Below are 26,993 nucleotides of genomic sequence, written 5' to 3' on the forward strand. Positions count from 1 at the left end.
CCGTGCCCCGACTTCCCATCCTGACCAGAGAGCGCTCATGAGCTTCAATCACGTCCCCGCAGGCAAAGACCTTCCGCAAGATTTCAACGTCATCATCGAAATCCCGGCGCAAAGCGATCCGGTGAAGTACGAAGCCGACAAGGACCTGGGCCTGCTCGTCGTCGACCGGTTCATCAGCACCGGCATGCGCTACCCGGCCAACTACGGCTTCATTCCCCAAACCCTGTCGGGCGACGGCGACCCGGTCGACGTGCTGGTGATCACGCCGTTCCCGCTGCTGGCAGGCTCGGTGGTCCGCGCGCGCGCGCTCGGCATGCTGCAGATGACCGACGAGTCGGGCGTGGACGCGAAACTGATCGCCGTCGCGCACGACAAGGTCTGCCCGATGACCGCCGACCTCAAGTCGATCGACGACGTCCCGGCGTATCTGAAAGACCAGATCAAGCACTTCTTCGAGCAATACAAGGCGCTGGAAAAGGGCAAGTGGGTGAAGGTCGACGGTTGGGCGGGCCTCGAAGCCGCGCACAAGGAAATCACCGAAGGCGTCGCGAACTACAAGAAGTAAGGTAAGCGTGCGTCACGTCGCTGCCTGAAAAGCCGCCTGTTTGAACCGAACCGCGCGCGCCCGCAAGGGCCGCGCGGTTTTTCATTGGCGTTTCAATGAGCCACGCAGCGTCGCGCCGAAGGGGCCAGCCTGCGGAGTTGCGTGCGGATAGCCGCCGTGCATGACGCGGATGGCGTGAAGGCATTTTTAATATTACGCGTAAACCCTTATGATTTGCTGCCTGACGCGCCCGCCCTAGCGCGAGCTCAACCTGAGCGCGGACCTCGCGCCTCCATGCGCGTTTAATGCGCGCGTTTCCAGGAGCACCCCTGTCCCGATGCTGAGCCGCAAATCCCACCCCTCGTCATTGCGCTGGTCCAGCCGCTTCAATGCGGTCACCACTGCCATCTATCGCAAGCGGCCGGTCTGGATGGTGTCGTTCTCGGCGAGCGAGGCCAGCCTGTCGGAAGGCTTGCGGGCGGCGTGCGCATCCACGGCGATGCTGGCGGTGGGCAACCTGCTGCACGATCCGGTGTTCGCCTGGGCCGCAATCGGCGCGTTCTGGACCTGCCTCGCCGACGCCGCCGGCTCCAACCGCGCGCGCTTCGCATCGATGATGGGCTTCGCGTTGCTCTCGACGCTATTTGGCGGTCTCACCGCGTTGGCGTCCGGCGCGGGCACAGGCTTCGCGGCGCTGGCGCTGTTTGCGTTCACGACGCTCGGCGGCTTCGGCCGCATCTGGGGGGCGGCCACCGCGCAAGTGACGATTCTCGCGGCCACCGCGTGCGTGGTAATGGTCGACCGGCCGATGCACGATGCGCGCGCCGGCTTGGCGTTTCTCGGCGTCTACCTGAGCGGTTGCCTGTTCGCGGTCGCGCTGAGTCTCACCGTGTGGCGCATTCATCCGTTCGGGGCGAGCCGCGCGACCTTGCGCGCCGTCTATCTGCGGCTTGCCGACCTTGCGCTGGACAGCGCCCGTCTGCTCGAACAGCGCGCCGGCTCGCGCGATTGGGCCACGCACGCCGCACAATTTCGCGCGGATGCGCGCGCCGCGCTGGAGCGCTCGCGCGAGGCGGTGGCACGCGTGAGCGCATCGTGGACCGGCGGCCGCGAGACCTACGACACGCTGCTCGGCTTGCTGGCCGACGGCGAGGCGCTGTTCGCGTATCTGATCGCCGTGTCCGGCGCGAGCGAAAAAACACCGGGTGACGCACGGCGCGCGCAGCGCGCGGCGCGCCTGCTCCACGCGATCGGCGCGGTGCTGCGCGGCACCGGCGCTGCCGCTGGCGACGCGCGCTGGGAGCGCCTCGCGAATTTCCAGTCGCGCTTGCGGCGCCTCGCAGGGCGGCTCGAAAGCGCGTTGACGGAACCCGTGAAGCTCAAGTGCGACTTCGAACTGGTCGATTTCGCGCCTCGCTTTGCGCGGCCCGCGCCGTGGACCGACAGCGCGGCGCGTCGGGCGGCGCGCACCTGGGCGACCTTCAAGGCGAACCTGTCGACGCAATCGGTCGGCTTGCGCCACGCGGCGCGCGTCGGCGCGACGACCACGGCGGGCTTTCTGGTGATCCGCGCGCTGGGGCTGCCGTTCGGCTACTGGGCGACCATGGCGACGCTGCTCATCCTGCAGCCGTCGATTGCCGCGACGTGGCCGAGGAGTATCGAGCGAGCGGCGGGCAGCATCGTGGGGGGCGTACTGGCGGCGGCGATCGGCTACGCGATTCATACGCCGCTCGGCATTTCGCTCGCGGTCTTTCCGCTGGTGCTGGCGACCATGGCGCTGCGGCCCGTCAGCTACAGCCTTTTCGTACTGTTCCTGACGCCGACCTTCGTGCTGGTCGCCGACTTCGCGACGCCCGGCGCCAACGAATTCGCGTTCGCGCTCGCGCGGCTCGGCAACAACGTGCTCGGCTGTGTGCTCGCGCTGCTCGCTACCTTCTACCTATGGCCGACGCGCGAAAAGATCGACTACCGTGCCTATCTGAGCGACGCGGTGCGCGCGAACGTCGCGTATCTGCGCGCGTCGTTGGAGTCGCCGCGTCGCAGCCAGCGGGACATGGAGCGCTTGCGCCGCGCCGCCGGTCTTTCCAGCAATAACGCCGAGGAGGTGATCGGCCGGATACGCCTCGAAAAACTGGAGGACTCGATGGCCGATACCGTGACGCTCACTGTGCTCAGCCTGTTGCGCAGAATGGCGGGCACCGCGACGCAACTGCGCCTGAGCTCGCAGCGTCGCGAGAAGCACGACGAACTGGGCGCATGGGTGGAAACGATGAGCGCCGATATCGACGCGGCGTTGAATCGCAACCTGCGGCGGGTTCGGCACGAGCTCCCCGCGCGCGAGGGGCTGACGTCGCTCGAAGCCGACGCCGTGGGCGAGCTCGCGCGGACGCAGCGCTTCTTGAGCGAGACGATGCGCGAGGCGAGGGGATAGCGCGCGCGGGTGGCGGATTCGTTACGATGCCAGTCCGGAAGGCCCGTTCTCTTCTTGAGGCTGGTCGACCGCAAGCGGCTGCGCGACCGGCAACACCGAGTCGAGTGCGCGCAGTCCCGCCGCGAGCGCCCGCTTGTCGACCGCCGGCAAACGCTTGACCCAATACTCGGCACGCGACGCGCTGGCGCGGTCCGCCAGCTCGAATGACGCCAGTATCCGCACCGGTTTGCGCGAGCGCGTATAACGTGCGCCCGCGCCGCTCGCGTGTTTGTCGAAGCGCGCCTGCACGTCGACGGCGATGCCGGTATAGACGCTGCCGTCGGAGCATTCGAGCAGATAAAGAAACCACGCCATGACTGCGCTTTACCCTTTGAATGGATTATGGTCGCGCAGCTCGTCCACGTACGCGTGGATGCTGTTCTTTTCGTCGTCGAGAAAATGACCGACCGCATCGGCGAAGGCGGGGTGTGCGAGCCAATGCGCGGAACGCGTCACCGTGGGCAGGAAGCCGCGCGCCATCTTGTGCTCGCCCTGCGCGCCGCCTTCAAAGGCACCGAGCTTCTCCTCGATACAGAACTCGAGCGGCTGGTAGTACGCGGTTTCGAAGTGCAGACACGGCACGTGTTCCAATGCGCCCCAGTAGCGTCCGTACAAGGTGCCGCCGGTGTTCGCGTCGCGCTGATACACCACTAGCGAACTCGCGATCGGCCGGCCTTCGTATTCGGCGATCACGAGCAGCAGATTCTCCGGCATCGACGCACCGATCATCCTGAAGAAATCGAGGTTCAGATACGGACTCGAAAAGTGCTCGCGATAGGTTTGCCGATAGCACTTGCTGAAGAAGCGCCAGTCGGCGTCCCGGATGTCCTCGCCGCGGATTCTGCGCATCGTCACCCCGGCCTCGCGGACCTTGCGGCGTTCGGCGCGGATGTTCTTGCGTTTTTTCTGTTCGAGCGTGGAGAGGAAGTCGTCGAAGTCGCGATAGCCGTCGTTCAGCCAGTGAAACTGCACGCCTTCGCGCTGCATCATGCCCATCTCAGTCAGCGTGTCCGCTTCCGTTTCGGTGGGAAACAGCACGTGCAGCGACGACACGTCGGCCTGCTCGGCAAACGCCATCAGCGTGGCCGCGAGATGCCGCAACGCGTGTGCGTCCGCCGACAGCAAACGGTTGCCCTGCACCGGAGTAAAGGGCACGGCGCACAGCAGTTTTGGGTAGTACGGCAAGCCGTTGCGCTTGTAGGCATCGGCCCATGCCCAGTCGAATACATACTCGCCGTACGAGTGCCCCTTCAGATACACCGGCGCGGCCGCCACGAGCTTGCCCGTGCGCGGATCGGCCAGCGTGACGAATTGCGGCGCCCAGCCGGTAGCGGCGACCGCGCAACCGGTCGCATGCAGCGCGCTCAGAAACTCGTGCCGCAGAAACGGCGTGGGTTGGCTCTGCTGCGCGAGAAGCGCATTCCATTCGACGGCGTCCACCTCCGAGGGCGATGCCGGAATGCCCGTGCGATAATCGAAGCGTTCCTGTTTCAATCTGTGTGACCGTTACCCATGAGCGACGCGGCGCAGTGAGCGCCGCGTCGTTTGTTTGTCCGATCCGTCCGTTTCCGTCGAGCTATCCAGCCGCGGTACCCGCAAGCCGCTTCGGCTTGCCTGTCGATCCTGCCATGAAGACACGAATCGCTCTTGCTCAAATCAACGTCACTGTCGGCGACTTCGCCGGCAACGTCGCGAAGATCGTCGCGGCCGCCAGGACTGCGCACAACGACGGTGCGAAGCTGCTGATCGCACCCGAACTCGCGTTATCCGGCTATCCGCCCGAAGACCTGCTGCTGCGTCCCGCGTTCTATGCGGCGAGCGCGGCGGCGCTGGCCGACCTCGCCGCGCAACTGAAGCCGTTCACCGGCTTGCATGTGATCGTCGGCCATCCGCTACGCGACGCGGTGCACGGCCATGGTAATGCAAACGCGCCGATCGGGCGCGGCGTGCCGCCGGTCGATACGTTCAACGCGGCGTCGCTGCTCGTCGACGGTGCGGTGGCCGGCACCTATCGCAAGCAGGATCTGCCCAACACCGAAGTGTTCGACGAGAAGCGCTACTTCGCGGCCGACGCCCAGCCGTTCGTCTTCGAACTCGACGGCGTGAAGTACGGCGTCATGATCTGCGAGGACGCGTGGCATGCGTCGTCTGCGCAGATGGCGAAGGCGGCGGGCGCGCAAGTGCTGCTGGTTCCGAACGGATCGCCGTATCACCTGAACAAGGAAGCGATGCGCTTCGACATTCTGCGCGCGCGGATTCGCGAAACTGGTCTGCCGATGGTCTACGTGAACATGGTCGGCGCGCAGGACGAACTGGTGTTCGACGGCGGCTCGTTCGTACTCGACGCGCAAGGCCAACTGGTCGCGAAGATGGCCCAGTTCGAGGAAGCCACCGCGATCGTCCAGTTCGACGACGGCAAGCCGCTGCGTGGCGAGATCGCGCCGGAGCTGTCGCTGGAAGCGCAGGTGTACGCGGCGCTCGTGATGGGCGTGCGCGACTACATCGGCAAGAACGGTTTTCCCGGCGCGCTGATCGGCCTGTCCGGCGGCGTGGACTCGGCGCTCGTGCTGGCGGTGGCATGCGACGCGCTCGGCGCGGAGCGGGTGCGCGCGGTGATGATGCCGTCGCGCTACACCGCCGACATCTCCACCACCGACGCCGCCGAGATGGCGCGCCGCGTCGGTGTGCGCTACGACGAGATCGCGATCGCGCCGATGTTCGACGCGTTCCGCGGCGCGCTTGCGCAGGAGTTCGAAGGCCGCGCCGAAGACGCGACGGAAGAGAACATTCAGGCGCGCATTCGCGGCACGTTGCTGATGGCGCTGTCCAACAAGTTCGGCTCGATCGTGCTGACGACCGGCAACAAGAGCGAGATGGCGGTCGGCTATTGCACGCTTTACGGCGACATGGCCGGCGGCTTCGCGGTCATCAAGGACATTGCCAAGACGCTGGTCTACCGGCTGTGCCGCTACCGCAATCAGGCCACCACGTTCAGCAAGCAGGACGTGATTCCCGAGCGCATTCTGACGCGCGCGCCGTCGGCGGAGCTGCGCGAGAACCAGACCGACCAGGACAGCCTGCCGGAGTACGAAGTACTCGACGCGATCATGCGCATGTACATGGAAGAGGATCGTTCGCTCGCCGAAATCGTCGCCGCGGGCTATGGGGTCGACGACGTCAAGCGCGTCACGCGCCTCATCAAGATCAACGAGTACAAGCGCCGCCAGGCGCCGATCGGCATTCGCGTGACGCATCGCGCATTCGGCCGCGACTGGCGCTATCCGATTACGTCGCGCTACACCGAGCCAGTGGAGTGAAAGGCGGTTCCGCGGCTTCGTCGCAAGCTAGCGTGGAGCACGCGCCGGAATGCCGCAAGGAATCCCGCGCGGCGTAGAATAAAAATCATCTAATTTCCCTTTCACTCTTCCCATCACGAGACGAGGTTCGCCATGAAGCGCATCACCGCAGTCATCAAACCGTTCAAACTCGACGAAGTGCGCGAGGCGCTCGCTGAAGTCGGCCTCACCGGGCTGACCGTTACCGAGGTCAAGGGCTTCGGCCGGCAGAAAGGCCATACCGAGCTCTATCGTGGTGCAGAGTACGTGGTCGATTTTCTGCCGAAGGTGAAGATCGAAGTGGTGATCGCGGACAACCAGTGTGATCAGGTGATCGACGCGATCATCGGCGCGGCGCGCACGGGCAAGATTGGCGACGGCAAGATCTTTGTCGCCGACGTGGAGCGTGTGATCCGTATTCGCACCGGCGAAGAAAACGAAGCAGCGGTGTAACGCGCGCGAGCTGGCAACGTCGGGCGCGAGGGGTTGGCATTATTCCACCATCGCGCGTTGTCCGTGAATCGATCACGCACCGGTACGGTGCGCCGTGGCGAGACCCGTACCGCACTCAAAATAAAAAATGGTGCAATACCCTTGCGGGCATTGCACCGATACGCGCCTCTCGCAGCAGCGTGAAAAAGATTCTCTTGAAGAAAACTCGCGATGAGCCCCGAAGGAAGTCCCCCCGGGGCACCCCGTTCGCTTAGAACGAGTGTTGAATACCTGCGTACACGCCGGTTTGTGCGCGACCCGGAAGCGGGTTGTCCGTCGAAGCGGCCAAGCCCGGGTTGTTCGCGTTCAGTCCGAAGTTCGCATTCCGGCTGTTGCGCACCGACGCAACCTGGAGGTCGAACAGCGTGCGCTTGGAGATGTTGTACGAACCGCCGACCGTGTAGATCGTCGCATTACCCGCACCGTTGTTGCCGTTCACGTGGTAGACCGCTGCAATCAGCGCTGCAGCCGGCGTTGCTTGCCACGTCACACCGCCCCATTCGTGATCGAGGGTAGTCGGCTGACCCGGCAGCACGCCCGTAGCACCTGCCGACCGGACCGCCTGGTAAGCGCCCTGGATCTTGAACTGGCCGAGGAACACGTTGAACATGGCCGAGTATTCACGCGATGCCGAGAATACGCCGCCACCCGCATTGGCCGTATTGATGGTGCCGACTTGCGGGCCGTACAGTCCACCGTTAGCCGGGTTGCGGATTTCGTCGTACATGCCGCGGATCTGGAACAGGGAGGTCGTGTACGTGATCTGTGCGCCGGCTTCGCGACCTTGCGGGGTCGTGCCGTTGCCGTTCCAGCTCGTTGCGTTCGACAGCGCGTATTGACCGTAGAAGTCAAAGCCCGCGATCTTCGGCGACTGGTACGCGAAGTTGTTGCTCGACTGCGGCCAGTTGCGGCCACGCACCAGCGATGCCGACGACCAGTTCGACTGACCGAACGGGTCGAAGTCCCACACGCCGTTCGAGATGAAGAGCATGCGGCCCATCGTGAACGTACCGTACTGGTCGTTCGCGAGGCCGACCGTTGCCCAGCGATTGAAGAGACCGCCGCCGCCAGGGCCTGCACCCGTCATCGTGTTGAACGAGCCTTCCAACTGGAACAGGACCTTGTTGCCGCCACCGATGTCCTCGACGCCCTTCATCCCCCACAGGCTAGTGCCCCAGTCGCCGCTTTCGGCCCTGAAGCGGTTGTTGCTGGTGGTGGCCGCGCCGTTGACGTTCGCACCGCTCGGAACGCCCGACATGTATTCAAGACCCGCATCCAGGCGGCCGTACAGCGTGACGCTGCTTTGAGCGTGAGCGACAACCCCGGCCGACATCAACGCAGCGGCGAGCAAAGCTTTCTTCATCTTCTCCTCCATACCCTGTCAAAAAGTGAAACCCAGTACTGCGAATGGTGTTCGGACACAAGACATGCCGAACAGAAAGCGGTACCAGGGAGATTAGCGGGTGGATTGGGTCTCCTGCCGTGACGCGTAGCCTACGGGCTCTCTACTCGTCATGCCGATCCCTCGCCGACCGGTTCTCCTCTGTGCTTTGAAGTAAAACTACTTTTAATGAACTTTGTTTTGCTACTTTGGTTACTAATTTATCAAAAATACCATTCAAAGGTAGAAGAAATTAAGTCGTGCATAAGGGGGTGTCTCCAAATTGCAATAACAACGTGCGCAAGGGCCCGTCGCCGACCCTCGATAAAGCCCGCAAACCCTTGCCCAGAAAGGGAATCGCGGCGCGAAGCGGGCTCTCTCAAGGATTCCCACTATTGACGATTTTAAAGTGGCGAGGTAGGCCTGCCGCAAACCACGGAGCCCCGCCTGGAGCGGCTTTGGCGGACGCGAGCGCCGCTCTGCGCGAATGACAAGAACAAAAAAGGCGCCCGTAAGCGCCTTGTAATGTCAATTCGAATGAAGCCCAAATATTAGGTTTTCGGGCCGTGATTATTATTTGAGACTTCCGGAAAGAAACTGCTTCAGACGTTCGCTTTTCGGGTTCCGGAATACCTCGTCGGGATGGCCTTCTTCTTCGACGCGTCCCTGATGCAGGAACATCAGGTGGTTCGAAACGTTTCGCGCGAACGCCATCTCGTGCGTGACGACGATCATCGTGCGGCCCTCCTCTGCGAGGGTCTGCATCACCTTCAGCACTTCGCCGACCAGCTCGGGATCGAGCGCGGAGGTCGGTTCGTCGAACAGCATCACGTCGGGATGCATCGCCAGCGCGCGGGCAATGGCCACCCGCTGCTGCTGGCCACCCGACAGATGCGATGGATACTGCTTCTCGAGGCGCGGCGCGAGGCCGACCTTCTCCAGATATTCGCGCGCCCGCTCTTCGGCTTCCTTGCGCTTCAGACCGAGCACGTTGACCGGCGCCTCGATGATGTTCTCGAGCACGTTCATGTGCGACCAGAGGTTGAAGTGCTGGAACACCATCGACAGCCTGGTGCGCACGCGCTGCAACTGCTTCGGGTCCGACACGCGCAGCGCGCCGTTCTTGCCGCTGTGCGTGCGCACTTGCTCGCCGTCGACGAAGATGCGCCCGGCGTTCGGCTGTTCGAGGAAGTTGATGCAGCGGAGCATCGTGCTCTTGCCCGAGCCGGACGAGCCGATCACGCTGATCACGTCGCCGGCGTCGGCCTTCAGCGACACGCCTTTGAGCACTTCGTTGTCGCCGTACTGTTTGTGAAGCTCGTCGACGAAGAGCTTTTGCTTCTTGGTGGTCATCAGGGTCCTTGACGAGCTTGCTTGCCCACGGGCGCGACTGCGCCCCATTACTTGCCTTGCGGCCGCAGGTAAGCGAGCCAGCGGCGCTCGGCGCGGCGGAACAGCCACACCAGCGCGAAAGAAATGCACAGGTAGAGCAGCGCCGCGATACCGAACGCATTGAACGACTGATACGTCGCGGAGTTCACGTCGCGGGCGATCTTGAGGATGTCCGGCACGGTCGCGGTGAAGGCAACCGTGGTGGCGTGCAGCATCAGGATCACTTCGTTGCTGTAATAAGGCAGTGCGCGGCGCAGCGCCGAGGGCAAAATCACGCGCCGGTACAGCGTGAACGACGACATCCCGTACGCACGAGCCGCCTCGATCTCACCGTACGCGGTCGCCTTGATCGCGCCGGCGAATATCTCGGTGGTGTACGCGCAGGTGTTCAACGTGAATGCGAGCAACGTGCAATGCATGCCGTCGCGGAAGAACGCATTGGTCAGTTCGTTGTTGCGGATGATGTCGAGGCTGTACAGGCCGGTGTAGCAGAGCAGCAGCTGCACATAAAGCGGCGTGCCGCGGAAGATATAGGTGTACAGCCACACCGATCTGGCGAGCCACTTTTTCTTCGACACTCGCGCTACCGCGAGCGGAATCGACAGGCAGAAGCCGAGCCCGATCGATACCACCAGCAGCCACAGCGTGATCACGAGACCGGTGAAGCGGTAGCCGTCGGTGAACAGATAGTTGCGCCAGTATTCCTGGATGATCGCGATCATAGATCCGCCTTTCGTACGCCGGTCGAGTAGCGCTTTTCGAGGTACATCAGCACGAAGTTGGACACTGTGGTGATGACGAGATAGATCGCCCCTGCGAGCAGGGTGAAGAAGAAGAACCGCAAGGTGCCCTTGCCCGCATCCTGCGAAGCCTTGACGACATCCGCGAGGCCGATGATCGACACCAGCGCGGTGGCCTTGACCATCACCTGCCAGTTGTTGCCGATGCCCGGCAGCGCGAAGCGCATCATCTGCGGGAACATCACGCGTGAGAACACCTGCCAGCCCGTCATGCCGTAGGCCGCGCCCGCCTCGAGCTGGCCGCGCGGCACCGCGAGAAACGCGCCGCGAAAAGTCTCGGTGAAGTACGCGCCGTAAATGAAGCCGAGCACCGCCACGCCTGCCACGAACGGATCGATGTCGATCTGTTCCCAGCCGAGCATATCGGTCAGGTTGTTCAGCCAGATCTGGATGCTATAGAAGAGCAGCAGCATCAGCACCAGGTCGGGCACGCCGCGCACGAGCGTGGTGTACACCGTACCGATGCCGTACGAGATACGGTTCTTCGATAGTTTCGCCGCCGCGCCGAGCAGACCCAGCACGAAAGCGAACACCAGCGACAACACCGCAAGTTTGACGGTTTGCCAGGTGCCGTTGAGAAGCAGCGGGCCGTAGCCTTGAAGGAACATAGGGGGTCCTTGACGATGCGTCTGCGACGCACCGCGAAAGACGCGGCCAGCTCTGCACCGCGTTTGCCGCGAGCCGGGGCTCGCCGTGACCAGCGGCGCACAGCGCACCGCTGTGCAAATCATGACTGCATGGACGTTGCCGCCCTTGCAGCGCGCTTTTTGGGACTCTCGTCTCGAGACGGTGGTGACTCCACTGCGTCGAATATTGCCGACTGTATTACGAAGCCCCGGCAAAGCCCATGCGGGCGAGCCCCGAGCAGGCCACGCACAGTGCGAGTTTCTCCATGTTTCTCCCGGATCGGACTGATCGTCGCGGTTCGACCGGACGAGCGCCGGCTCATCGCCGAAGGTCGCTATTCTAGGCGGTCAAAATTGTCGCGCCGGGCCAGCTGCGCTGCGTCGGCCGGCCGATGGCCGGATCGACGCAGCGAACGAGCCTGACGCGAGACCGAGGTTTCAGCTTTGGGCGATACCGCTGCGATACCGCTATGCCGACGTCAGGCGGCCGGCGCGTCTGGCGCCCACGCGTGGTCAAAAAGCGCGGTATTTTACCCGAACCCTGCCACCACGCCAGTGCGCCGCCCTTGCCGACGATGAACCGGATGGCGCGGGCGTTGTGTGTGCGCGACGCCGGGGCGCGCTTTTCCTGGCTGGGTTCGAGCGCGCCGGTTGCCCGATCGCTGACTCGCTAACGGCGTTTCGCGGGCTTTTCCTCGCTTCGTTCCGGCTACAGGAGCGAGCGCAAAGCGCGCTTCACTGACGCGAGCGCCCGCTGCGACATTGCACGTGTTTATGGAACGATCCGGTGCGCCCATGCCGATTGTCTCGCGACCGCGCTGACCATACATTAGCTACATCGCTATCCATTCATCGGGAGTACCTTCATGATCGAGATTCGCCGTTCCGAAGAACGCGGCCACGCCAACCACGGCTGGCTCGACTCGTATCACAGCTTCTCGTTTGCCGACTACCGCGATCCGCAACACGTGCATTTCGGCCCGCTGCGCGTCATCAACGAAGACCGCATCGCCGGCGGCCAGGGCTTCGGCACACACGGCCATCGCGACATGGAGATCGTCACCTATATGCTCGAAGGCGCGCTGGCTCACCGCGACAGCATGGGCAACGGTTCGACCATCCGCCCCGGCGACGTGCAGCGCATGAGCGCGGGCACCGGCGTGCAGCATAGCGAGTTCAATGCGTCGCAGGACGAACCCGCGCATTTGCTGCAGATCTGGGTGATTCCGCAGCGGGCAGGCGAGCCGCCCAGCTATGAGGAAAAACGCTTCGATGCCGCCGAGAAGCGCGGCCGTCTGCGCGTGGTGGCCTCGCCGGACGGTCGCGACGGCTCGGTGACGATTCACGCGGACACGTCCATCTACGCGGGTTTGATCGACGGCGCGCAAAAGCTCACGTTTGCGTTGCCGAAGGGGCGGCTCGCATACGTGCACCTGGCGCGCGGCGCGCTGAGCGTGAACGGCGAGGCGCTCAAGGCGGGCGACGCCGCCAAATTGAGCGACACCGATACGGTGACGCTGGACCACGGTGAGAACGCCGAAGTGCTGCTGTTCGACCTCGGGCCACTGAACGCCTGATGGCCGGGATGTTCCGCCACGGCGATCGCAGTCGACAGTAATGGATGAGCGCACAACGGACAGATCGCGCTGATCCCGCGTCGCGTGGCCACCGCAACTCACTGCGCAGTCGATGCAAAAGCACAGAAACGCGAAAACGCCACGGAAAACCTCCCGTGGCGTTTTCACATCGACGAGGCGGCGCGCGCGGCCGCCTCAATGTCACCTCGTGCCGCTTACTGATCAACGGCCGGCGCCGACGCCGCGCCCTGATGATGTTCCCAGCGCTCGCGCATCTTCTCGTGACGCGATTCCATCTTCGCGAAGCGCTGCTTCAGCGCCGTGCTGACGGTGGTCTTCTGCTGATCGTTCAGGCCGTTGTAGAACTTCAGCCATGCGTCGGTGGTTTGCTGGCGCAACTGCGCGTCTTTCTGTTCGATTTGCTGATGCGCCGCGGCCATCGCGTTCAGATCCAGAATCGGCTGTTGCTGCGCGGCCTTGAACTGGTTCTTCATCTGCTCGTGATTGGCGCGCATTGCGTCGTGGCCTTGCTTCATCGTGTCGAGCGCGGCTTGCCACTGCTTTTCCTGGTCCGCGTTCAACTTCAACTCGTCGTGCAGTTGCGTCAGTTGCTTCATGAACTGGCCGTGCCAGCCGCCGGCACCGCCGTGCAGGGGAGGCTGGGCTGCATAAGCGGCGCCCGCGCCGATGGCGAGAGCGGAGGCGGCAACGGCGAGAACGCGTGACATTTTTTTGGTGGACATGTAAGACTCCTTGTAATGGAATAGCCGACGATGCAACCGGTCATCTGGACCGCCTGCGTCGGTAAGACACAGCGTAGAGAAGCCGCCCGGTTGCTGTGTTACGCGTCTGGACGCCGCCATTACTGCGCATTACGCGCGGCTTTCACGGTAACACCCGGTAACCCTTGAGGGACGTCGGTTAACGAACACGCTTGCTGCTGCGCGTTAAACTTCATTTCATGGCTACCCAAATCCTTGTTGTCGACGACGACGTCGAATTGCGCGATCTTCTGCGCGACTATCTGGCCCGTCAGGGCATTGAAGTTTCGGTGCTGCATGACGCGGGCTCGCTTGAACGCAGGCTTGAACGCGAGCGCCCCGACCTGATCGTGCTCGATCTGATGATGCCGGGTGTCGACGGACTCACCGCGCTGCGCAAGCTGCGCGCGTCCGGCGACGACATTCCCGTGATCATGCTCACCGCGCGTGCGGACGACGTCGACCGGATCGTCGGGCTCGAACTCGGCGCGGACGATTACCTCGGCAAGCCCTTCAATCCGCGCGAGTTGCTCGCGCGCGTGCAGGCGGTGCTGCGGCGGCGCCGCACGCTGCCGTCGGCGGCGGCGCCTGAGCAGCGCGAGCCGTTCAGCTTCGGCCGCTTCACGCTCGACTTCCAGTCGCGCGCGCTGCAGCTCGAAGGTAAGCCGCTCACGTTGTCCGGCAGCGAGTTCGCGTTGCTGAAGATCTTCGTCAATCATCCAATGCGCACGCTCACGCGCGAACGTCTGCTCGAACTGCTGCACGGTCCCGAATACGACGGCACCGACCGCGGCATCGACGTGCAGGTGTGGCGTTTGCGGCGCATCCTCGAAACCGACCCGTCCACGCCGCGCTTCATCCAGACCGTGCGCGGACGCGGCTACGTGTTCGTGCCCGACGGCGAGCAACATGCGCCGGCCCATTGATTCACTGTTCGGGCGGCTGGCGCTGCTAGTCGTCGCCGTGCTGATGCTGTCGCATTTCGCGTGGTACGCGCTGATGCGGCTCGAACGCAGCCAGTTGCAAACACGCTATGCCGTCGAGGAAGCGACCTTCCTCGTCGACGCGGTGCGCCAGCACGTTGCACGCACACCGGATCAGCCGTTGCCCTCGCGCGTGCGGCTCGTGGACCCGGCGAGCCCGGACGTACCGCCCGAGAATACGGACATGCCGCCGCCGCTCGCGCGCTTCCTGGAGGACGTGCGCGACCGGATGCCGGCCGGCACGCAGGTGCGGGTCGGCATGCCGGGCCGGCCACCCGCCCTGTGGGTGCGAGCACCGACCGATCGCAGCTGGATCGTGGTGCCGGTGCAGCCTCTGCGCACGCCGCGCTCGCTCGACCGCACGGTGCTGTGGCTCGTGATCATTTTCTCGTTCGCGGTGATGGCGGCCCTCTTCGCCGCGTGGGCGTTGCAGCAGCCATTGCGGTCGCTCGCGCAGGCGGTGTCGCGCTTCGGCCGCGGCCTGCCGGTGCCGCCGGTGCCGGAGCGCGGTCCGCGCGAGTTGCGGCAGTTGACCCACGGCTTTAACCAGATGGTTCAGGAAGTCGCGCGTACCGAGAACGACCGCGCCGTCATGCTGGCCGGCGTCGCGCACGATCTGAAAACGCCGCTTGCACGTTTGCGGCTGCGCGCCGAAATGATGGAAGAGGCGAAGATGCGCGACGGCGTGGTGCGCGACGTCGACTCAATGACGCATATCGTCGAGCAGTTTCTGGTGTTCGCGCACGACGGCGCCGATCGCAGCGAAGCCGTCCAGGTGGACGCGCAGTGCGAGCGCGTGGTGCGCACCTATCGCGCCGTGGCGGGCGGTGCGTCGACCGTGCAGACCGAACTCAACGCGGGGCCGGCGTTCCTGCTGCCCGCCGCCACGCTCGACCGCATTCTGTCGAACCTGCTCGACAATGCCCACGCATACGGCGCGCCGCCTATCACAGTCGCCACCGCGCGCACCGCGCAAGGCTTTACGCTGTCGGTGAGCGATAACGGCAAGGGCATCGCCGCGCAGGATTTGATCAACGCGAGCCGGCCTTTCGTGCGGCTCGATCCGGCGCGCGGCGGCAACGGCCACAGCGGGCTCGGGCTCGCCATCGTCGAGCGGCTGGTACGGCGGGCGGGCGGCGAATGGCAGATCGGCAACCACGGCGAACGGGGCTTGCGAGTGTTGATGAGCTTTTCGTTCGAGGTCTTGCCGAAGGTTGCGGCGGCCTCGGAGAGCGTCTGGTGACACTGACGGCGCGTCACGCCTTCACCGTCATATAAGGCGCCGCGCGAAATCCGGATGCAGGGCGGCAGCTAGTCAGAGAACAAGGTATTCAGCGCATTCGCCGCTTCGCTGTCCACCGTATTCCAGATCACCGTTTCGGCCTCGAAAATATAATGCGTCGTGTATTTGCCCAGACGCGCCAGGATCTCCTCCTGAATCAGTTCGGGCTCGACCGCCAGTTTCAGATACCACGCGGTAGACGACAGGCGCGTCTGGAACGCGCCATACTCAGCCAGCAACTGGTCGAATGCCTCGGCATCCTGATCGCGACAGACAATGACCAGATTCCCCTTCATGCGTATCTCCCGTTAGCGCGGTAGCATCGACCTCAGTATCAGGTTCGATCATACCTGCTTCGTGGCGGGAATCCCGCGGCGTGCACTGGCGTTGATCTGGTTGCCCGCGCATCGAAGGCGGCCGTTTTTGAAGTTGCCGGCGTCGCGGCCCAGCGCAGGCATAAGGACGGCCGCTTACGCCGCGCCTATTCCGTTCACCAGGCGTTCGCCACAGTGCGCGCCGGCGGCGCGGTGTCATCGGGCGGCAGCGCTTCCGTGCGGTCGCGGCCTCCGCTCTTGGCCGCATACAGCGCGGTGTCGGCGCGGCTCATGATCCGCTCGGGCAAATCGTCGGGCGACAGCTGGGTGATGCCGATGCTTACGCTCAGATTGACCGAAGCCGGCAACTTCGCTGAAGGCACCGCTTTGAGCCGCAGGCGCAAGCGTTCGACCACTTCGCGGCCGCCGGCCAGATCGGTGGCGGGCAGCAGCAAGCCGAACTCTTCGCCGCCGAGCCGGCCGATCGCGTCCGCACCGCGCAGTTCCGCGCGACACGTGTCGACGAAGTGTTCGAGCGCACGGTCGCCCGCGGCATGGCCGAAGCGGTCGTTGATCTGCTTGAAGTGATCGAGGTCCGCGATCGCCATGCACAGCGGCTCGCGGTTTGCATGCGCGCGTTCGATCTCGTGGCGCAGCAGGTCGAGGAAGTAGCGTCGCGACAGCGCGCCGGTCAGCGCATCGTGGCGCGCCTCGGCTGAGAGCAGCGTATTGGCCGACTGCAACTGCTCGGCGAGATCGCGCGTAGCGCGATGATGGCGCCGCTCGCGCACATACGACACGGTGATCACCCACGCCAGCGCGACCGTGCCGGCCAGTGTCAGAAACACCAGCATATGATCGCGCTTGTGATTGCGCAGTAACTCCGGCCAGGCCGTGAGCGGATCGACCAGATGCGCCGACAGCCCCGAATTGAGGCCGACGCGTTCCTCGTACAGGGACGGCGCCGGCTGCCCGTTCATGCCGAACAGCTGGCCGGCCACGGCCGATGGCAGCCACGGCGCCTGCTCGCGCACTTCCGTGCTGACGCGAATCCGCATGTCAGGGAACGTGTCACGGTGATAGACGGTCATGCGCTCGGCGGGCCGCATCTGCGCGACGCGCGACTGCGGCAGCGCGTGGCCTTCGAGCTCGCTGTTGTGCGCCATGATGATGATGCCGTTGTCGTCGGCGACGAAGGTACCCGCGTGGGCCACCCAGTGACGCAGCCGCGCGATCCCCACCTTGGCGACCACCGCGCCGACCAGCAGCCCGTCCGCATACGCCGGCGCGGCGATGAAGATGCCCGGCTCGCCACTCAGGCGGCCCACACCGTAGGCCTCCGAGAACGCGCCGAGCAGCGCATTGGTCAGATAGCCGCGTGCGCGCATGTCGACGCCTATCGACGAATGCTCCGCCGCGTACGGATTGGTACCCGAGTCGCTCGATGCAACGCAGACGCCGTTCGTATTGACGAGCCAGATCTGGTCGAGCCCGGAGAAGCCTTGGGCATCGTGCAGGAAGCTGCTCACCGCCGCCATTTGCGGGTCTTTCATCAACGCGGCGCGCACCGCGTGTTCCGCCGCTTCGCCGTTCGCGGCATAATTCTGCGACCGCAACAGCGCCCGCTGGACTACGTCCATATCGGCCATGGTTGCCGGGATGGCGCGCGACATGGCGAGGTCGCTGGCGATCACTTCCGCCATATTGTCCACGATCGACGAGGACATTTGACGCTGAGCGCGCAGCGCCGCGTCCAGCTCTTGCTGTACCATCCGGTCCGCGACCATGCCCGCCACGAACCAGCAAACCAGTACGATCAGCAAAAAGCTGATCGGTCCGGTTGCCCGGCGCAAGGTTGTCCTGTTCATCGACCCTCTGATCCGTCTGGCTGTGACATGCAACTAGCTCATTCGTGGCAGCGCACACGCGCCGTGCCGACCGTTTATAAGCGGCTGACGATGTGCCGCCGCTGTGCTCCGGGATAAAGCGCTCACCAACATGCACGAAACATGCGCGTCATTCCCCGATTTTAACCGGCATGGGGCCAGACGCCACCGTTATTGCGGTAATGCCAACTGCATGTGCCGAGCCCATCCGGTTGTTAACGGCAAGCTAGCCTGATTCTTGATAGCTGTACGGGTTTTCCGGGCGGTTATCCACGCTCGCGGCCGTTGCCGCGCTTACCGGTGATGTGGCACACGCGCCACGCTGCGCGGCTCGCATGGTCGTGCGCCGATGTCGGCGCGGACCGGTTGGTCGGAGCGCGCCGCCCATCGTTGCGATTTATCGCGAAAGGTTGTGCCTGAAACATAGGATGGTGTAGTGTCGTGCCGTCCAAAACGAGGAAAGCTCGCCAGCCTTCGGGCGGCGCCCGCGGCGACAGCACTCCGGCGTGATGGTGGTGGTCCCGGACGGCTCGTCCACGGCCATTTCCGTTGCCGGGCCACGCGTCTCCAATGCTAACGATTTACCGCGCACACGCGTTTTGCCATGCCTGATTTCCGCTTTCCGGACCGAGCTTCAGACCGCCGCGGCGAAGCCGCGGCCTCCTTCGAGCAAAGCCGCATCGGCGCCCGAGGGGAGGGTAGCTGATGGATTTCAATTTCAACCTGAAGCGCACCGCCAATGCGTCGGCATGGCGGGTGCTGCCCAATCGCTGGGACTTCGTGGCGTTTCCGCTGATCATCTGCCTGATCGCGATGGCGGCGATCGGCTTTCACGAGACGCTCGCGCCCATGTCGACGCTAAGGACCCAGGCGATCTCGCTCGATCCGGCGAACCTGCCTGAATACGCGATGCGCACGACGTTGCGCATGCTCGCGGCGATGGTTGCGTCGCTAATCTTTACCCTGGCTTACGGTACGCTCGCGGCCAAGAGCCGGCGCGCCGGGCTCGTGCTGGTGCCGATCCTCGACATTCTGCAGTCGGTGCCGGTGCTCGGCTACATTTCGTTTACCGTCACGTTCTTTCTCGCGCTGTTTCCCGGCCGTGTGCTCGGCGCCGAACTGGCGGCGATCTTCGCGATCTTCACGAGCCAGGCGTGGAACATGACGTTCAGCTTCTATCAGTCGCTGCGCACGGTGCCGCGCGATCTCGACGAAGTGTCGCGCGGTTTTCATCTGACTTCGTGGCAGCGTTTCTGGAAGCTCGAAGTGCCGTTCTCGATGCCCGGCCTCATCTGGAACATGATGATGTCGATGTCGGGCGGCTGGTTCTTCGTGGTCGCCTCGGAAGCGATCACCGTCGGCAACAAGACGATCACGCTGCCGGGCATCGGCGCGTATCTGGCGCAGGCAATCTCGGACAAGAACCTGCACGCGATCGGCTGGGTGATCCTTGCGATGACGGTGGTGATCCTCGCGTACGATCAGTTGCTGTTCCGGCCACTCGTCGCATGGGCAGACAAGTTCCGCATGGAAACCACCAGTTCCGGCGACGCACCCGAGTCCTGGCTGCTCGATCTGATTCGCCGCACGCGGCTGATTCACCGGCTGCTGGTGCCGATCGGCTGGATGTTCGCGAGGGCGGCGCGCGTGAGCTTCCAGTTGCCTGCTTTCAGCGCCCCGCGCTTCCCGATACCGCAGAGCCAGAAGAGCTCGAAGCTCGGCGACCTGCTGTGGGCCGCGCTGGTGCTGGTCGCGACGGTCTACGTGGTGTACCGCGTGTTTCTGTACGTGCGCACCGGTGTGACACTCGAGGAGGTCGGCCACGTGCTGGTGCTTGGGCTCATCACGCTGTTGCGCGTGGTGTTGCTGATTGCGATCGCGTCGGTGATCTGGGTGCCGGTCGGCGTGCTGATCGGCCTGCGGCCGGCGCTCGCGGAAAAGATCCAGCCGCTCGCGCAGTTCCTCGCCGCGTTCCCGGCGAACCTGCTGTTCCCGGTGTTCGTGATCGCGATCGTGCGCTTTCATCTCAACCCGGATATCTGGCTCTCGCCGCTGATCGTGCTCGGCACGCAGTGGTATATCCTTTTCAACGTGATCGCCGGCGCGAGTTCCTACCCGAACGACTACCGCGAGGCGGCCAAGAATTTTCACATCCGCGGCTGGCAATGGTGGCGCCAGGCGATGCTGCCCGGCATCTTCCCCTATTACGTGACAGGCGCGATCACCGCGTCGGGCGGCGCGTGGAACGCGAGTATCGTGGCCGAGTTCGTCCAGTGGGGCGATACCAGGGTAAAGGCGCACGGCCTGGGCGCGTATATCGCGCAGACCACCGCGGCGGGCGACTACCCGAAGATCATCGTGGGCATTGCCGTAATGTCCCTGTTCGTCACCTTGTTCAACCGGCTGCTGTGGCGTCCGATGTATGCGTACGCCGAAGCCAAGCTCCGGCTCGACTGAGAAATGAAGGCATAAGCGATGCAAACTCCTAAAGCTGCTCTGACCGCCGCGCCGATCCAGACGCCGCCAAAGCCGCCCCGCCTCGGCGAAGAGATCCTGCGTGTCAAGGACGTGTGCCGAGGTTTCAACAAGTCGCAGGGCGAGCTGCTCGTCCTCGACGACGTGAACCTGTCGTTGCGCGAAGGCGAGATCGTCGGTTTGTTGGGCCGCTCGGGCTCGGGCAAGTCGACGCTGTTGCGCATCATCGCCGGTCTGATCGAGCCGACCGACGGCGAAGTCACGTATATGAGCAAGCCGCTCGACGGCCCTGCGAGGGGCGTCGCGATGGTGTTCCAGACCTTCGCGCTGTTTCCATGGCTGACCGTGCTGCAGAACGTGGAAGCGGGACTCGAAGCGCAAGGCGTCGGCACGAACGAACGGCGCACCCGCGCGCTCGCCGCGATCGATCTGATCGGTCTGGACGGTTTCGAAAACGCCTATCCGCGCGAGCTCTCGGGCGGCATGCGTCAGCGTGTCGGCTTTGCGCGCGCGCTGGTGGTCGACCCCACGCTCTTGCTGATGGACGAGCCTTTCTCGGCGCTCGACGTGCTGACGGCCGAAACCTTGCGTACCGACCTGCTCGATCTATGGACGCAAGGCCGCATGCCGATCAAGGCGGTGCTGATCGTCACGCACAACATCGAGGAAGCGGTGTTCATGTGCGACCGGATCCTGGTGCTGTCGTCCAATCCGGGCCGTGTGATCGCCGAGATCAAGGTGCCGTTCAAGCATCCGCGCAACCGGCTGGACCCGGCGTTCCGGCGCCTCGTCGACGACATCTACGCGAAGATGACCGCGCGTCAGACCGACGAAAAGACCAGGAAGGGACTGGTGCTGCACAGCTGGCTACCGCATGTGTCGACCAACCTGATGGCGGGTCTCATCGAGACGCTGGCTGCCGCGCCGTACCACGGCCGCGCGGACATGCCGGAAATCGCCCGCTCGCTGCATCTGGAGGTGGACGACCTGTTTCCGGTGGCCGAAGTGCTGCAGCACCTCGGTTTCGCCGACGTGCGCGAAGGCGATATTTTCCTCACGCCACCGGCGCGCGTGTTCGCCGAATTCGGTACGCAGGAGCGCAAGATGATGTTCGCCGAGCATCTGCTGCGGCACGTGCCGCTCGCTGCGCGGATCAAGAGGGTGTTGAACGAGCGGCCGGGGCATCGCGCGCCGCGCGTGCGCTTCGAACAGGAACTGGAAGATTTTCTGTCGGACAGCGCGGCGGAAGAGACGCTCGACGCGGTCATCAACTGGGGCCGTTATGGCGAGATTTTCTCGTATAACGACCAGACCGAAATCTTCAGTCTGGAAGACGTCGAGTCTTGAACGCGACCGGGGCTGATTGGCCCGTTGACGGTCCAGACGACAGGCGGCAGGCGCAAACCTGCCGCTTTTTTATTGCAGATTGCCCCAGCGCTCGACAGCAGGTTCCGCGGACGCCCACTTCCAGCCCTTGTCCTGCTGGCACGCGCTCGCCGTGAACCAGGCTGTAGGTGCGTTCGGGCCGTCGCCATCCTGCACCGAGAACACGAATTCCTTGCACAGCGCCAGCGCCGAACCGAACGCGCGCGTCACGCGCACTTCACCATGGCCGTTCTCGATGGGCAGGGTGTGCTTGACCGACCAGGGGCGGGTCTCGCCGACCGGCATCGCGCCCGCCAACGCGGCGATCAGATCCTGCTGGTCCTTGTGCATGCTGCGCATGTAGCGGCCGACGGCTTCGTCGGTCGCGGCCTGCACGGCAATGCCGACGCCGATCGCGACGGCCGGGTTCGAGGTCACGAGCCCGGACGCCACGCCCGCCGCCGCGCCGCTTGCGGCGCCGATCGACGAACAGCCGCTCGCGAGCAGGCTCGCGCCGACGCACAGCGCGCCGGCCGCCATCAGCCGTAGACGGTCGCCCGAAGCTCGCGCGACACATCGCCGAGCCGCCGCGCGCGGGACGCGAAACCAAAGCGTGTTCATTGCAGCGCGCCCCAACGTTCGGTGGCGGGTTCGGCGGACGCCCATTTCCAGTTATCGCCGTCACGGCAAACCGACGCGACGTAAAAAGCGCTGCTTGCCGGGACGTTGCTGGTGGCGTTCCGGTCGACGGAGAATACGATTTCCTTGCAGTCGAGCACGCCTGTGCTGATCGCGCGGCTGACGGTCACGCGGCCGTGCTGGTCTTCTTCGATGGGGAACGAGTGCGTTATGCTCCACGGCGCGACGGCACCGACGCCGAGCGGGCCGGCTGCTTTAGCGATGCTGTCCTGCGTATTCCTGTGGATCACGCGTTCCGAGTACTGCACGCCGGCGCGGGCTGCGGCTACCGCGCCCAGGCCGATGCCCGTGGCGACCGCCGCATTGCTGGTCACCGAGTTCGCGATGCCCGCGCCTGCGATACCGGCGCCGGTCACGGCGGCTTCGGAATAAAGCGAACTACAGCCGCTCAATGCCGACGCAGCCACGAGAGCAATTGCGACGAGCGCCGTTGCGCGTCCCGCAGATGCACGTCCATACCTGGCCGGTTCTTGTGTCCGGATGCCCCACATCCTGTTCTTTTTCATTTCCCTGTCTCTGCTGATGCCGGTGCGGTCAATCATGCAAGCACCGAGCCTGCGATAAGCGCCACGTCTTCGAATACGCTGCGGCATTTTGCAGGATGCTTTTTGTAATTGGCAGCGTAAAAATGCAAAAAATTGCAAAACCTAGTGCGCGGCAGAGGGTTTTCTGTTTAACGGCGCGCGAAGTTTGCCTGGCAATGCCAAGTAATTCTCTGCACAAGGCGCGAACCAGTCTGACCCGAGCGCGTCTCACCGCGGAGCGCTGGAAATAGAGAAAGTGGAACGAGGAATGTGCTCACGCGAAGACTTCGCGTGAGCGTGACGTGAAATCGATCGCGCGTCTGCGCGCGCTGCGCCTATTGCTCTGCTTTTTCTTCCGCGCCTTCGTCGCCGTATGCGCTCAAGCGGTTGTACAGTGTTTTCAGACTCACGCCCAGCGCCTTGGCTGCGCGCCGCTTGTCACCGCCGCAATACTTGAGGGTGCCGAGAATGATCTGCTTTTGCGCATCGGCGAGTGGCGTGCCGATCCAGACGCTCATCGCGTCGCCTTGCGTGACCGCTTTCTTGACCCGCGATGCGAGATGCGGATGCGGCAACTCGACAGTCTTCTCCGCGAGAATGAACGCCCGGTACACCGCGTTCTTCAGCTCGCGCACATTGCCCGGCCACGACCAGGTGCGCAGCGTTTCGAGCGACCGTTTGCTGAAGCTCTTGCTCGTGCCTTCCTGCTGATTCAGTTGCGCGAGGAAGTGTTGCGCGAGCAGTTCGCGGTCGTTCTCCCGCTCGCGCAACGGCGGCGCGCGCAACGGAAAAACCGCGAGCCGGTACATCAAGTCTTCGCGCAGACCATTTTCCTTCACGGCCACCGCGGGATCGCGATTGGTCGCGGCGATCACGCGCACGTCGCCGCTGATCAGCTCGTTGCCGCCCACGCGATAGAAGGTGCCCGTTTCAAGCGCCCGCAGCAGCTTGACCTGACGCACGGGCGCCATTTCCGTGATTTCGTCGAGGAACAGGGTGCCGCCGTTCGCATGTTCAAAGTAGCCGACGCGGCCTTGCACCGCGCCCGTGAAGCTGCCTTTTTCATGGCCGAACAGTTCCGCTTCGATCAGTTCGTCGGGAATCGCGCCGCAGTTCACGGCGACGAAGGCGGCGTCCTTGCGGCTGCTTTGATCGTGAATCGTGCGCGCGATCAGCTCCTTGCCGGTGCCCGATTCGCCGATGATCAGCGCGGTCGCGTCAGTGCTGGCGACCCGCTCGATCTGCTCGTACAGATCCAGCATCACGGGCGACGAGCCGTACAGCAGCCCATAGGATTTGAGTCCCGCGATGCCGTCCGCGACGCGCTGCTTCGCCTGAGCCGAAGCGGTGCCGCCGGCCGAGACGGTGGGCGAGTCCACAGCGATTGACGCCATATGCAGGAAGTCCTGTGCAGATGAAAGTGTTGTTGCGGCGCGCAGGCCGTGGGAGCGATATTGGCCTATGCGGCAATATCCCACAAATGTAGATTTAACCACTTCGGTGCTGTGTCCGGCAATCGAAGTGACAAGCGGCGAGACGCGCGGGCGCGGAATCGGTCGAAAGTGCCTTGCGTCGCGCCTGGACTGGGCGCGTGGAGCGAATTTACCGGGCACGGGCTTTGCGCGAGCAGCCCGACACGCATGCGCTTTTGGAGCGGTCCGCATCGGCAAGTGGCCCGGACCGAATCGAAAGCGGCGCCAACCCGGCACCGGGATACCCGCGAACGGGGCACCCGCGTGAGGAGCGAATGATGACTGACACGACGCAACAACTCGGACTGGGCGGCCAGAAGATCATTGAGGATCTGCGGGTGCTGCTCAGAGATTCGCAGGAAATCCTGCGGCTCGCCGCCAACGTGCCCGGCGAGGGCGTCGACGCGCTGCGCGGCAAGTTGGGCGCGCACGTCGAAAGCCTGCAAGCGGCGCTCGGCGACGCACAGCAAGACGCGCAGCGGCGCTACCGGGCGGCCACGATCGGCACCGAGCGCTATGTGCGGCACAACCCGTGGCGTTCGATCGCGATCGCCGCGGGCGCCGGTTTTGTGCTCGGTGTGCTCGCCGCCCGCTGACACCCACCCGCGCCGTAGGCGCGCACGCCGGTACCCATTCCGCTTCACGACCATAAGGAGTTCACAATGGCACGACCCATTGGCATGTTCAGCGTCTTGATGGCCCTCGGCGGCTTTCTGGCGGTCCGCTACGTGCAGAGCAGGCGGGGGACGCGTTTTTCCACCGGAGGCAGAGAATTAAGCCGCTGGGAGGGCGAGGGCGGCGCCGTTGCCGCGCCGGCCGGCTCGCCAGGCGCCGCTAGCGTGTCGCCGGGCGGCAACGGCTCGGCCCATTCGAACGGCGACGAGCGTCCGTGGCCCTTTCCGCGCAGTTAAAGCGCCTGAGCCCCGGCTGCCCGCCGATCTATCGCTTTCGGGCGCCGCGTCGTCTCGATTGTTAATTTTATATCCGGATCGCCGTATAATAGACAAATATACAACAATGATGCGGCAATGGGCGGTCAATGCTTGGCCATTGTTGCGTTATTGTGCGTAGTGACGGCGGATCGCGCCTGCGGGCAATGAGATGCGCGCCTCGCGAGGCGCGCCGCATCCACTGCGCCGCGCGGCCCCGTTCGCTTTTGTGCATGCGCGTTCGCATGTTTTCCACCCACGCTTGCAAGCTTTCGAGACGCGATGCCACATGTACTGATTGTCGACGACGATGCCGGTACCCGCGAGGCGCTTTCCGCCATCATCGGGGAAGACGGGCTCACTACCGCCACCGCGGGCGATTTGCGCGAAGCGCGCATTCAACTGGTCCGGCAAATGCCGGACGTCGTCTTTACCGACCTGAAGCTGCCCGATGGCAGCGGGGTCGACCTTTTCGAAGATCTCGATCCGCGTTCCGGCGTGGAAGTGATCGTGATCACGGGCCACGCCACAGTGGAATCGGCGGTCAACGCGCTGAAGATGGGCGCCACCGACTATCTCGTGAAGCCGATCAACATGCAGCGCGTGAAGGCGATCCTGTCACGCCTGCCGCGCGCCGGCGACCTCAAGGCGGAAATCGGCACGTTGCGCGGCGAGTTGCGCCGCATGGGCCGCTTCGGCCTGATGCTCGGCAATTCGCCCGCCATGCAGGAGGTGTACGACCAGATCGGCCGCGTCGCGCCCACGGCGGCCTCGGTGATGCTGGTCGGCGAGTCCGGCACCGGCAAGGAAGTCGCTGCGCAGACGCTGCACCAACTGAGCTTGCGCCGCAAGCACGCGTTCCTCGCGGTGAATTGTGGTGCGATCTCGCCGAACCTGATCGAATCGGAAATGTTCGGCCACGAACGCGGCTCGTTCACCGGTGCCGACCGCCAGCACAAGGGCTACTTCGAACGTGCCAACGGCGGCACGCTGTTTCTCGACGAAATCACCGAAATGCCGATCGAGTTGCAGGTGAAACTGCTGCGCGTGCTGGAAACCGGCATGTTCATGCGGGTCGGCACCACCAAGGAAATCGAAACGGACGTGCGCCTCATCGCGGCCACTAACCGCGACCCGCAGCAGGCGGTTCTGGAAGGCAAGCTGCGGCTCGATCTGTACCATCGGCTGAACGTGTTCCCGATTAGCCTGCCGCCGCTGCGTGACCGCGGCAAGGACGTTGAACTGCTCGCGCAGGCGTTTCTCGACGAACTCAACGAGCGGCACAGCACCCGCAAGCACTTCCCGGCCGCCGTGAAGGATATGCTGATGTCATATCCCTGGCCGGGCAACGTGCGAGAGCTGAAGAACTACGTGCAGCGCGCGCACATCATGTCCGGCACGGATTCGGACAGCACCGCGACGGTGCCGTTGCAGATCACCTTGTCGAAGCCCGCCGCCGGGACGGCCATCACGATTGCGTTTGGCACGTCGCTCGCCGAGGCGGACCGTCAACTGATTCTGGCCACGCTCGAGCAATGCGGCGGCGTCAAGACGCGCGCTGCCGAGATCCTGGGCATCAGTCTGAAGACGCTGTACAACCGCCTCGTGGAGTACGGCAACGACGCACGCGAAGACAGCGACGCGGCGGACGAGTCGCGCGCGCTGGGCGACGCGGACGTTTGACAC

The 26,993-nt window shown here is 64.2% G+C and carries 24 protein-coding genes; 12 read left to right on the forward strand and 12 right to left on the reverse strand.

The features are described from left to right. Positions 1-37 precede the first annotated feature (37 nt). Together ppa and ABQJ48_RS21950 are read left to right on the forward strand one after the other, a co-directional pair. Positions 38-565: an inorganic diphosphatase gene (gene ppa, locus ABQJ48_RS21945; protein ID WP_367840105.1), complete on the forward strand. Its 528-nt coding sequence runs from the start codon at positions 38-40 to the stop codon at positions 563-565. Positions 566-881: 316 nt separating this feature from the next. Then, positions 882-2,975 carry an FUSC family protein gene (locus ABQJ48_RS21950; protein WP_367840106.1) on the forward strand — a complete coding sequence of 698 codons (2,094 nt, stop codon included), beginning with the start codon at positions 882-884 and terminating at the stop codon, positions 2,973-2,975. Between the two features lie 21 nt (positions 2,976-2,996). On the opposite strand, the gene ABQJ48_RS21955 is transcribed toward ABQJ48_RS21950, so the two are convergent. Then, positions 2,997-3,329 carry a GIY-YIG nuclease family protein gene (locus ABQJ48_RS21955; protein ID WP_367840107.1) on the reverse strand — a complete coding sequence of 111 codons (333 nt, stop codon included), beginning with the start codon at positions 3,327-3,329 and terminating at the stop codon, positions 2,997-2,999. 9 nt (positions 3,330-3,338) lie between these two features. Next, positions 3,339-4,508, reverse strand: coding sequence for a GNAT family N-acetyltransferase (locus ABQJ48_RS21960; protein ID WP_367840108.1), 1,170 nt, complete (start codon positions 4,506-4,508; stop codon positions 3,339-3,341). Positions 4,509-4,642: 134 nt separating this feature from the next. On the opposite strand from ABQJ48_RS21960, the gene ABQJ48_RS21965 reads away from it, so the two are divergent. Together ABQJ48_RS21965 and glnK are read left to right on the forward strand one after the other, a co-directional pair. Further along, positions 4,643-6,331 (forward strand): NAD+ synthase, encoded by a 1,689-nt coding sequence (locus tag ABQJ48_RS21965; RefSeq protein ID WP_367840109.1) that lies wholly within the window; start codon positions 4,643-4,645, stop codon positions 6,329-6,331. Between the two features lie 132 nt (positions 6,332-6,463). Further along, positions 6,464-6,802, forward strand: a complete 339-nt coding sequence (glnK, locus tag ABQJ48_RS21970; protein ID WP_149671490.1) for a P-II family nitrogen regulator — start codon at positions 6,464-6,466, stop codon at positions 6,800-6,802. A gap of 250 nt (positions 6,803-7,052) precedes the next feature. Here glnK and ABQJ48_RS21975 read toward each other — a convergent pair whose 3' ends face one another. The 4 genes from ABQJ48_RS21975 to ABQJ48_RS21990 all read right to left on the reverse strand — a co-directional run bounded on the left by ABQJ48_RS21975 (position 7,053) and on the right by ABQJ48_RS21990 (position 11,022). Further along, positions 7,053-8,204, reverse strand: coding sequence for a porin (locus ABQJ48_RS21975; protein WP_367840110.1), 1,152 nt, complete (start codon positions 8,202-8,204; stop codon positions 7,053-7,055). Between the two features lie 591 nt (positions 8,205-8,795). Beyond that, positions 8,796-9,575, reverse strand: coding sequence for an ABC transporter ATP-binding protein (locus ABQJ48_RS21980; protein ID WP_367840111.1), 780 nt, complete (start codon positions 9,573-9,575; stop codon positions 8,796-8,798). A gap of 47 nt (positions 9,576-9,622) precedes the next feature. Continuing rightward, entirely contained in the window at positions 9,623-10,336 is a 714-nt protein-coding gene (locus ABQJ48_RS21985) for an ABC transporter permease (RefSeq protein ID WP_367840112.1), read from the reverse strand. After that, positions 10,333-11,022: an ABC transporter permease gene (locus tag ABQJ48_RS21990; RefSeq protein WP_367840113.1), complete on the reverse strand. Its 690-nt coding sequence runs from the start codon at positions 11,020-11,022 to the stop codon at positions 10,333-10,335. The genes ABQJ48_RS21985 and ABQJ48_RS21990 overlap by 4 nt, the downstream gene beginning before the upstream one ends. Before the next feature lie 884 nt (positions 11,023-11,906). Here ABQJ48_RS21990 and ABQJ48_RS21995 point away from each other — a divergent pair. Beyond that, entirely contained in the window at positions 11,907-12,617 is a 711-nt protein-coding gene (locus ABQJ48_RS21995) for a pirin family protein (protein WP_367840114.1), read from the forward strand. Positions 12,618-12,832: 215 nt separating this feature from the next. Here the strand turns inward: ABQJ48_RS21995 and ABQJ48_RS22000 are convergent, their stop codons facing one another. Next, entirely contained in the window at positions 12,833-13,360 is a 528-nt protein-coding gene (locus tag ABQJ48_RS22000) for a Spy/CpxP family protein refolding chaperone (RefSeq protein ID WP_367840115.1), read from the reverse strand. Between the two features lie 218 nt (positions 13,361-13,578). Between ABQJ48_RS22000 and ABQJ48_RS22005 the strand changes: the two genes are divergently transcribed. Together ABQJ48_RS22005 and ABQJ48_RS22010 are read left to right on the forward strand one after the other, a co-directional pair. Beyond that, positions 13,579-14,304 (forward strand): response regulator, encoded by a 726-nt coding sequence (locus ABQJ48_RS22005; RefSeq protein ID WP_367840116.1) that lies wholly within the window; start codon positions 13,579-13,581, stop codon positions 14,302-14,304. Further along, positions 14,288-15,604 (forward strand): ATP-binding protein, encoded by a 1,317-nt coding sequence (locus ABQJ48_RS22010; RefSeq protein ID WP_367840117.1) that lies wholly within the window; start codon positions 14,288-14,290, stop codon positions 15,602-15,604. The genes ABQJ48_RS22005 and ABQJ48_RS22010 overlap by 17 nt, the downstream gene beginning before the upstream one ends. 68 nt (positions 15,605-15,672) lie before the next feature. Here ABQJ48_RS22010 and ABQJ48_RS22015 read toward each other — a convergent pair whose 3' ends face one another. Beyond that, on the reverse strand, positions 15,673-15,939 hold the full coding sequence (locus tag ABQJ48_RS22015; RefSeq protein WP_367840118.1) for a hypothetical protein: 267 nt from the start codon (positions 15,937-15,939) through the stop codon (positions 15,673-15,675). 194 nt (positions 15,940-16,133) lie between these two features. Then, positions 16,134-17,825: a sensor domain-containing diguanylate cyclase gene (locus ABQJ48_RS22020; RefSeq protein WP_367840119.1), complete on the reverse strand. Its 1,692-nt coding sequence runs from the start codon at positions 17,823-17,825 to the stop codon at positions 16,134-16,136. 723 nt (positions 17,826-18,548) lie between these two features. Here ABQJ48_RS22020 and ABQJ48_RS22025 point away from each other — a divergent pair. Together ABQJ48_RS22025 and ABQJ48_RS22030 are read left to right on the forward strand one after the other, a co-directional pair. Then, the gene (locus ABQJ48_RS22025; RefSeq protein ID WP_367840120.1) at positions 18,549-20,300 is read left to right on the forward strand and encodes an ABC transporter permease; all 1,752 of its coding nucleotides are present in this window, start codon (positions 18,549-18,551) and stop codon (positions 20,298-20,300) included. 18 nt (positions 20,301-20,318) lie between these two features. Continuing rightward, complete coding sequence (locus tag ABQJ48_RS22030) at positions 20,319-21,665, forward strand: ABC transporter ATP-binding protein (protein WP_367840121.1); 1,347 nt, start codon at positions 20,319-20,321, stop codon at positions 21,663-21,665. 69 nt (positions 21,666-21,734) lie between these two features. Here the strand turns inward: ABQJ48_RS22030 and ABQJ48_RS22035 are convergent, their stop codons facing one another. The 3 genes from ABQJ48_RS22035 to ABQJ48_RS22045 form a co-directional block, all read right to left on the reverse strand. Beyond that, entirely contained in the window at positions 21,735-22,223 is a 489-nt protein-coding gene (locus ABQJ48_RS22035; RefSeq protein ID WP_367840249.1) for a hypothetical protein, read from the reverse strand. A gap of 77 nt (positions 22,224-22,300) precedes the next feature. Then, positions 22,301-22,873 carry a hypothetical protein gene (locus ABQJ48_RS22040; protein ID WP_367840250.1) on the reverse strand — a complete coding sequence of 191 codons (573 nt, stop codon included), beginning with the start codon at positions 22,871-22,873 and terminating at the stop codon, positions 22,301-22,303. Between the two features lie 368 nt (positions 22,874-23,241). Then, positions 23,242-24,300, reverse strand: coding sequence for a sigma-54 interaction domain-containing protein (locus ABQJ48_RS22045; protein WP_367840122.1), 1,059 nt, complete (start codon positions 24,298-24,300; stop codon positions 23,242-23,244). A 356-nt stretch (positions 24,301-24,656) separates the two neighbouring features. Here ABQJ48_RS22045 and ABQJ48_RS22050 point away from each other — a divergent pair, with 356 nt between their 5' ends. The 3 genes from ABQJ48_RS22050 to ABQJ48_RS22060 all read left to right on the forward strand — a co-directional run bounded on the left by ABQJ48_RS22050 (position 24,657) and on the right by ABQJ48_RS22060 (position 26,990). Beyond that, positions 24,657-24,974 (forward strand): ElaB/YgaM/YqjD family protein, encoded by a 318-nt coding sequence (locus ABQJ48_RS22050; protein WP_367840123.1) that lies wholly within the window; start codon positions 24,657-24,659, stop codon positions 24,972-24,974. Positions 24,975-25,040: 66 nt separating this feature from the next. Next, complete coding sequence (locus ABQJ48_RS22055; RefSeq protein WP_367840124.1) at positions 25,041-25,289, forward strand: hypothetical protein; 249 nt, start codon at positions 25,041-25,043, stop codon at positions 25,287-25,289. 300 nt (positions 25,290-25,589) lie between these two features. Then, positions 25,590-26,990 carry a sigma-54-dependent transcriptional regulator gene (locus ABQJ48_RS22060; RefSeq protein ID WP_367840125.1) on the forward strand — a complete coding sequence of 467 codons (1,401 nt, stop codon included), beginning with the start codon at positions 25,590-25,592 and terminating at the stop codon, positions 26,988-26,990. Positions 26,991-26,993 lie beyond the last annotated feature (3 nt).

This window comes from Paraburkholderia suaedae (assembly GCF_040812055.1).
Classification (GTDB): Bacteria; Pseudomonadota; Gammaproteobacteria; order Burkholderiales; family Burkholderiaceae; genus Paraburkholderia.

Bases quoted from the DNA above. Each gene is read 5' to 3' on its own strand.
- ABQJ48_RS22015 (WP_367840118.1), bottom strand. From the start codon at position 15,939: ATGAAGGGGAATCTGGTCATTGTCTGTCGCGATCAGGATGCCGAGGCA.
- ABQJ48_RS22035 (WP_367840249.1), bottom strand. From the start codon at position 22,223: ATGGCGGCCGGCGCGCTGTGCGTCGGCGCGAGCCTGCTCGCGAGCGGC.
- ABQJ48_RS21995 (WP_367840114.1), top strand. From the start codon at position 11,907: ATGATCGAGATTCGCCGTTCCGAAGAACGCGGCCACGCCAACCACGGC.
- glnK (WP_149671490.1), top strand. From the start codon at position 6,464: ATGAAGCGCATCACCGCAGTCATCAAACCGTTCAAACTCGACGAAGTG.
- ABQJ48_RS21950 (WP_367840106.1), top strand. From the start codon at position 882: ATGCTGAGCCGCAAATCCCACCCCTCGTCATTGCGCTGGTCCAGCCGC.
- ABQJ48_RS22050 (WP_367840123.1), top strand. From the start codon at position 24,657: ATGACTGACACGACGCAACAACTCGGACTGGGCGGCCAGAAGATCATT.
- ABQJ48_RS21980 (WP_367840111.1), bottom strand. From the start codon at position 9,575: ATGACCACCAAGAAGCAAAAGCTCTTCGTCGACGAGCTTCACAAACAG.
- ABQJ48_RS21975 (WP_367840110.1), bottom strand. From the start codon at position 8,204: ATGAAGAAAGCTTTGCTCGCCGCTGCGTTGATGTCGGCCGGGGTTGTC.
- ABQJ48_RS21955 (WP_367840107.1), bottom strand. From the start codon at position 3,329: ATGGCGTGGTTTCTTTATCTGCTCGAATGCTCCGACGGCAGCGTCTAT.
- ABQJ48_RS22060 (WP_367840125.1), top strand. From the start codon at position 25,590: ATGCCACATGTACTGATTGTCGACGACGATGCCGGTACCCGCGAGGCG.
- ABQJ48_RS21990 (WP_367840113.1), bottom strand. From the start codon at position 11,022: ATGTTCCTTCAAGGCTACGGCCCGCTGCTTCTCAACGGCACCTGGCAA.
- ABQJ48_RS22005 (WP_367840116.1), top strand. From the start codon at position 13,579: ATGGCTACCCAAATCCTTGTTGTCGACGACGACGTCGAATTGCGCGAT.
- ABQJ48_RS22030 (WP_367840121.1), top strand. From the start codon at position 20,319: ATGCAAACTCCTAAAGCTGCTCTGACCGCCGCGCCGATCCAGACGCCG.
- ABQJ48_RS22055 (WP_367840124.1), top strand. From the start codon at position 25,041: ATGGCACGACCCATTGGCATGTTCAGCGTCTTGATGGCCCTCGGCGGC.
- ppa (WP_367840105.1), top strand. From the start codon at position 38: ATGAGCTTCAATCACGTCCCCGCAGGCAAAGACCTTCCGCAAGATTTC.
- ABQJ48_RS22040 (WP_367840250.1), bottom strand. From the start codon at position 22,873: ATGTGGGGCATCCGGACACAAGAACCGGCCAGGTATGGACGTGCATCT.
- ABQJ48_RS22045 (WP_367840122.1), bottom strand. From the start codon at position 24,300: ATGGCGTCAATCGCTGTGGACTCGCCCACCGTCTCGGCCGGCGGCACC.
- ABQJ48_RS21985 (WP_367840112.1), bottom strand. From the start codon at position 10,336: ATGATCGCGATCATCCAGGAATACTGGCGCAACTATCTGTTCACCGAC.
- ABQJ48_RS21965 (WP_367840109.1), top strand. From the start codon at position 4,643: ATGAAGACACGAATCGCTCTTGCTCAAATCAACGTCACTGTCGGCGAC.
- ABQJ48_RS22000 (WP_367840115.1), bottom strand. From the start codon at position 13,360: ATGTCCACCAAAAAAATGTCACGCGTTCTCGCCGTTGCCGCCTCCGCT.
- ABQJ48_RS22020 (WP_367840119.1), bottom strand. From the start codon at position 17,825: ATGAACAGGACAACCTTGCGCCGGGCAACCGGACCGATCAGCTTTTTG.
- ABQJ48_RS22010 (WP_367840117.1), top strand. From the start codon at position 14,288: ATGCGCCGGCCCATTGATTCACTGTTCGGGCGGCTGGCGCTGCTAGTC.
- ABQJ48_RS22025 (WP_367840120.1), top strand. From the start codon at position 18,549: ATGGATTTCAATTTCAACCTGAAGCGCACCGCCAATGCGTCGGCATGG.